Source organism: Zobellia russellii, assembly GCF_018728565.1.
In the GTDB taxonomy this organism is placed as follows: domain Bacteria; phylum Bacteroidota; class Bacteroidia; order Flavobacteriales; family Flavobacteriaceae; genus Zobellia; species Zobellia russellii.
The window spans coordinates 1-6,395 of record NZ_JACSOI010000015.1 but is presented as its reverse complement, the minus strand read 5'-3'; the positions used below and the strand labels follow the sequence as shown (position 1 = coordinate 6,395).

The following is a 6,395-nucleotide window of genomic DNA, read 5'->3' as shown; positions in this document are numbered from 1 at the left end:
AATACGGGCGATACGGTCACCTTAACGGTTGACGGTACGGACTATACAGGAACGGTGGATGCCTTGGGTGATTATAGTATCGATATCCCGGGAAGTGCCTTGGCCGCCGATGGCGATACCACGGTTGACGGAAGTTTTGTAACAACAGATGGAGCCGGTAACAGTGCTACTATTACTGACACAAAAACGTATACTGTAGATTTGGTAAACCCTGCTCCAGTATTAGTGATTGATGATGTTACTGCTGATAATGTATTGAACGCGGCAGAAGCAGGAGCGGACGTAGCGGTAACAGGAACGGTTTCAGGTGACTTTAATGCTGGGGATACGGTGACTTTAACTGTAGACGGTACGGATTATACCGGAACTGTAGATGCTTCAGGTGACTTTAGTATCAACATTCCTGGTAGTGCCTTGGCTGCGGATGGTGATAGCACTGTAGACGGCAGTATTTCTACAACTGATATCAATGGAAATACAGGCACATCCACAGAAACAAAAATATATAGTGTAGATGTAATAGCACCTGTTGTAACGGTAATCGTTGATGATATTACAAGCGATAATAGTATTAATGCTGCTGAAGCAGGTTCTGATATTCCAATAACAGGAACGGTAAGTGGAGATTTTAATGAGAATGATCCGGTAACGATAGTTGTTAATGGGAACACCTATTCGGGCACGGTAGATGCTCTTGGAAACTTTAGTATTGATGTTCCTGGAAGTGATTTGGTAGCAGATAATGATACTTCAATTGAAGTAAGCCTTACCTCTTTGGATACCGCAGGTAACAGCACTTCAGTAAACGAAACCAAGTCTTATATGGTTGATGTTGTAGATAATGATCCAGATAATGATGGACTTACCAATGATGAGGAAGATGATTTAGGAACGGATCCTAATAACCCGGATTCTGATGGTGATGGTATTAATGATGGTCAAGAAGTATTGGACGCAACTAATCCTTTGGACGATTGTGATTCAATTAATGGTACACCTCTAGATAGTTCGGATTGTGATAGCGATGGACTTACCAATGCCGAAGAAGAAATTAGAGGAACGGATCCTAATATTGCTGATACCGATGAAGATACAATTTTGGATGGTCAGGAAGTTTCGGATAGTACGGACCCATTAAACGCATGTAGTTCTAAAGGAGGTACTCCGCCAGAGACTGCAGTCTGTGGTATTTCGGTAGAGAATGACTTGGTAACTCCAGAGCTCAATGAGGGTAGGTTCCTAATTGAAAACATAGAGAGTTATCCACAGAATACGGTCAAAATCTTTAACCGATGGGGTATTAAAGTGTTTGATATAGACGGATACGACAATGAGGCCAATGTCTTTATGGGTAGGTCTACAGGCAGGATAACCATCAGGGCTAATGATGAGCTTCCGGTAGGCGTGTACTTCTATATAATTGAATACGTAGCCGGTGATAATAATCAAAGTTTATCCGGATATCTATATATTAATCGATAAGAAAAACCACTCTGAAATAAGTAACCCCTCTGGCTAAGCTTGAGGGGTTATTTTTTACCTGAACACAAGTGTGAATGCTTATAGAATTAAGCAGGGAATTGGAATTGTATAAAGGCTCTTGGTTTGTTATTTCAACTAGATTAGTATTTCTTGAGGAACAGGAAAGGGTATTAAACAATATACTTGCGCTGCAACTATTCCATGAGAAGAACTCACATGAAGCGAGAAGAATGGATAGCTCGGGTTCTGTTAATAGGGTAGGGGGCAATGAATGGGAGGGTTAGTATAAATTTCCAAGCAGGTTATAGTTATCCCTCATATCATATAGGTATCCAATTACCCATACTTAGCTGAATTCTGATTTTATATGCGCAAGGAAAAGTTATTCTTGGTTTATGTATATAAAGCCTTGGTGCTTAAGTCCAATATCCTTTAAATCTATAGTATAAAAATAAACACCAGCAGGTAATTTTTTGGCAGTATTATAAACTCCATTAACATTAGCGGTGCCTTCAAAGGTATTGTCATAGTTGGTGGCCTCGTAGACGGCACGTCCCCACCTGTTAAAAATGGTAAGTTTATTATTAGGCGATATTGAAACAGCTTTCAGAACAAAAAAATCGGCATTGCCATCCCCATTAGGGGTCAATAGATAATTGCCCAAATCTACACTTTGCATGCTAAGACTGCCTCCAAAAGTAATAACGGTATAATCGTCCGGAGTAAACACATCCGAGGTTATTTCACCTTGGTCAAAATCACCGTCCAACCCCGTGTTTCCTAAATCCTCCCATATATTTCTTTCGGTATGCCAACCTACTACTCTCAGGTTTTCTATGGCATCAAGGAAACTAGGTAAATTACTGGCTGTATCCCATCCTAGGGTTACTTTAGATGGTGTATTCGTATCTAAATCCCAAAATTCATGATGGCTAATCGCTATAAGTATATCCGTTCTATTTTCAGTGTAAAAAGGCGTGCGAAAGGTAGAGGGACTATTAGGGTCTTCGTAAAAATAAGCAGACTTGGCATTTTCGTTAATTTGGTCCGAAGCTAGTTTTAGCGGCCTTAATTTGTCAAAATGGCCAATTGGAAAAACAAAATCCTTTTTATTTTTTACGGAAGCATACCCATCCACTTTTGTAAAGTCGGTTTCACCATTATAAAAGGAGTTGTTAATGTACTCTATATTTGTGTCTACCGAATATCTAGGGGTAACCAAATCTCCCGAAATAAAGTTGCTATTATTGGTAACACCAATACCAACTTCTAGAATAAGGTCATTGTCTACAACAATTTCTAAATCTTCAAAAACAGGCCTAAAAGCACCACTAATATAAGCTACGTCTTCATTGTAAAATCCGGCCAATCCCTTGTTTTCGTCAAAAGAACCATCATTTATCAAATCCTGATAGAAACCAATCTGCGCATTTTCATGCATTTTCATGTTTCCAAAATTATGAAATGAGTCCTGCGCAATCACTTGGAGACTGCACATACTAACGGCAAAGGTGCCAAGGAAGATTAGATGCTTTTTCATTGTTGTTCAGTTACTTTCTCCAAGCTATTTCAATTAATGTTTCTGGGTACTCTACGGCAATTCCGTTGCAATACGCCTGTAAAAACTCACCTTCGTTAAAATCAACGTTTAAAGTTGCATCTTGGTTGCCATCGGCAGCGGTAATTACAAGGGCCGTTATAGGAATAGCCCCATCATTTTTTCTAATTTCCAGAGTCCATGTGTTAGCGGCATTGGTTTGTGCCGAAATTCCGGTTATTGTACCATTTCTAAGCATACGCCAGCCAGTATTGTCAGAATCGGCACCATTAAACTGTCTTAGGTACGTATTTGTGGTTGCAGCACTATTCATACCCCATCCGATCATGGTTCGGTCAATACTCAACCATTTCATTCTAGTAGCATCATAGGTGTAAAGGATTCCATCATCACCCATAAAAATTTGACCGCTTTCGGTCCCGGTAGGGGTAGAGGCACTAGGCTGAATTCTAAGTGGCACTGCTGTACTTTCTATATCAAGCTGGGCACTGGGAGTAGTGTTGTTTATACCAATATTTCCCGTTGCTCCTATTCTTATTCTTTCTGAATTATCTGTTTTTATTAAAAAATCCTGAAGGTCTGTAGTACCCAAAAAGTGGGTTGCGGCATTTGAGCCCGTATTTCCGGTAGCACCCCAAAAATCAATAGAATTGGTATCTATTGATGGTATTTTTTTAAATCCCGAAGCCGTGTTCAAATACATTTTCTCTTCATCGGTATTGTATAAAAGAGAGCCTACCACTGGGTTTATTCCAGCATTCATTTCTAATGTTGTTGCATTGGTAAGTCCCAATAAATAGTTGCCATCTACCTGTGCAATGGTTTCTGCCGAAGCAAGAGTAACAATTGCCGCGGTCATTGCTATAATTTTGTTCATGTGCGGTTGTTTTTTGAATGATGGAAATGCTTGGGGGAAGAAACCAATGGCTGAAATTGCAGCCTTCGGGTAGCTAGGTTCCAATGCCAATAAGAGGCAATAGAAACTAGTAGATCGGTCTTTACGTAGATTTTATTAATTTTCATAGGACTATAAATCTAAAACGGTAAACATAAATTCGGAATCAAATCGAGCTCGGTCCGTTCCTCCATTGTCATTATCACCAATGATTACTTCAAACGTCCGGACGGTCTGGTTGCTGTACGATATACCTGGGTCATCATTTCCAGCACCATCTCTTCCCGGTTGGCTCAATTGAATGATATAATCCGAATCTAAAGTGATACCTATAGGTAACGTAACAAGATAATGGCCTAACCCTGCAAGTTTGGTTACAATAATATTAGGAGTGGATTTAACAATGGCACCCGTTGCAGAAACTTTTCCAAAAGCTTTGATAGGACTGGCGTAAAAAACACCAGAATCCGAACCTGCGGTTATGCTATTTCCGGCATCGGCGCTAATACTGGCATTTCCTGTTGAACTTGTCGGGTCTACCCATTCCGTACCTGTTGCGGTTGCGGATAGAACTTGTCCAGCAGTTCCAGGAGAATCGTTTTCATCTAACACAGGACCATTTAGCTCTAAAGTTTCATTTATAGTTACGGTTGTACTGTTAGATGTTTCATCAATGTTCATAGCTTCTATGCTCCCTACAGTAAATCCTATTTCATCTGCTGCGGGACTGTACATGCCCGTGTTTGTATCATCCGCAAAACGGTAGGCAGGTTCATTGGTGGTTCCATCAGAATTTAGAATCCCCCTAGATCGGATGGCGCCGGCAACTTGAAATTTGTTATCTGGCTCATTTGTTCCAACACCCAAGCGTCCATTGGTCGCATCCCAAAACAGTTGGGAATTATTTTCGGTAGGATTGCCACTCGCATCCGCGAAAAATAGAGAACCTTCTGTCCCGGAAATAGAGGGTAGGGTTACGGTATTTCCGCCTGTTCCAGATATACTTAAATCATTTCCTGAAATGGATAAAGTTTGAATTTCGTTTGTTTCGCTCAAATCGTTATCGGCAGAATTGTGAGCAGTTATGGCAGCGGCATTCGCAGCTATTGCGGTATCTGCATCTGCCTCATTTTGATTTACATCGTTTTGCACGGCAAGTATTGCTGCGTCAGCGTCAGCTTCGTTTTGATCAACATCGTTCTGTACGGCGGTGATATCTGCGGATTCCTCCAGAGCGGAAAGGTCCACTGTTACGGAAGAAGTCCCTTCATCGATTTTCAAGACACTGGAAGCATCGATTGAAGCTCCTGTTATATCATCATCGGCGGTAGCTGCGATTTGTCCGTCCACATAGGTCTTAACCGCCAGTTCCGTAGGGAACTTGGTATTTGTGGCATCAGCTAGTGTTACGTCATCCGATTTGTTCGCGGAATCTTCCTTTAAGGCGATTGCCGCATCGGCATCTGCTTCATTTTGATTGACATCGTTTTGCACGGCAAGTATTGCAGCGTCAGCATCAGCTTCGTTCTGGTCCACGTCATTTTGTACTGCAAGGATGGCTGCATCTGCATCAGCTTCGTTCTGGTCCACATCGTTTTGTACGGCAAGTATCGCTGCGTCTGCGTCTGCCTCGTTTTGGTCGACATCGTTCTGTACTGCTGTTATATCGGCAGATTCCTCTAAAGCGGAAAGGTCTACGGTTACGGAAGAAGTCCCTTCGTCGATTTTCAAGACACTGGAAGCATCAATCGAAGCTCCTGTAATATCGTCATCTGCGGTGGCGGTGATCTGTCCGTCCACATAGGTCTTCACGGCAAGTTCGGTCGGGAACTTGGTATTTGTGGCATCGGCCAATGTAACGTCATCGGATTTGTTCGCGGTATCCTCTTTCAAGGCGATGGCAGCATCTGCGTCAGCTTCATTTTGATTTACATCATTTTGCACGGCAAGAATAGCTGCGTCTGCATCTGCTTCGTTTTGGTCGACATCATTTTTTACGGCAAGTATCGCTGCATCAGCATCGGCTTCGTTTTGGTCTACATCGTTTTGAACTGCGAGAATAGTTGCATCGGCGTCTGCTTCGTTCTGGTCAACGTCATTTTGAACTGCAAGAATAGCCGCATCTGCATCCGCTTCATTTTGGTTTACATCGTTTTGTACGGCAAGAATAGCCGCATCAGCGTCTGCCTCGTTTTGGTCTACATCGTTCTGTACTGCAGTGATATCTGCGGATTCTTCCAAAGCGGAAAGGTCTACGGTTACGGAAGAAGTCCCTTCATCGATTTTCAAGACACTGGAAGCATCAATCGAAGCTCCTGTTATATCGTCATCTGCGGTGGCTGCGATCTGTCCGTCCACATAGGTCTTTACGGCGAGTTCCGTTGGGAACTTGGTATTTGTGGCATCAGCTAGTGTTACGTCATCCGATTTGTTCGCGGAATCTTCCTTTAAGGCGATTGC

At 42.2% G+C, this 6,395-nt stretch carries 5 protein-coding genes; 2 read left to right on the top strand and 3 right to left on the bottom strand.

Annotated elements, in window-relative coordinates; all coding sequences use genetic code 11:
* Both H9565_RS19960 and H9565_RS19955 read left to right on the top strand, forming a co-directional pair.
* Window positions 1-1,482 (top strand): Ig-like domain-containing protein (locus H9565_RS19960; protein ID WP_215442142.1); only part of this gene is annotated, 1,482 nt, incomplete at its 5' end.
* Window positions 1,483-1,556: 74 nt separating this feature from the next.
* A complete protein-coding gene (locus H9565_RS19955) occupies window positions 1,557-1,766 on the top strand; it encodes a hypothetical protein (protein ID WP_215442141.1) in 210 nt (69 codons plus the stop codon).
* 98 nt (window positions 1,767-1,864) lie between these two features.
* Here H9565_RS19955 and H9565_RS19950 read toward each other — a convergent pair whose 3' ends face one another.
* From H9565_RS19950 to H9565_RS19940, 3 genes are all read right to left on the bottom strand, one after another.
* A complete protein-coding gene (locus H9565_RS19950; RefSeq protein WP_215442140.1) occupies window positions 1,865-3,022 on the bottom strand; it encodes a gliding motility-associated C-terminal domain-containing protein in 1,158 nt (385 codons plus the stop codon).
* Between the two features lie 10 nt (window positions 3,023-3,032).
* The gene (locus tag H9565_RS19945) at window positions 3,033-3,917 is read right to left on the bottom strand and encodes a hypothetical protein (protein WP_215442139.1); all 885 of its coding nucleotides are present in this window, start codon (window positions 3,915-3,917) and stop codon (window positions 3,033-3,035) included.
* Window positions 3,918-4,067: 150 nt separating this feature from the next.
* Window positions 4,068-6,395, bottom strand: a 2,328-nt coding sequence (locus H9565_RS19940; RefSeq protein WP_215442138.1) for a midas domain-containing protein, incomplete at its 5' end; no start/stop codon positions are given.

Coding starts and splice junctions, on each gene's coding strand:
- H9565_RS19955 (WP_215442141.1), top strand. CDS start 1,557: ATGCTTATAGAATTAAGCAGGGAATTGGAATTGTATAAAGGCTCTTGG.
- H9565_RS19945 (WP_215442139.1), bottom strand. CDS start 3,917: ATGAACAAAATTATAGCAATGACCGCGGCAATTGTTACTCTTGCTTCG.
- H9565_RS19950 (WP_215442140.1), bottom strand. CDS start 3,022: ATGAAAAAGCATCTAATCTTCCTTGGCACCTTTGCCGTTAGTATGTGC.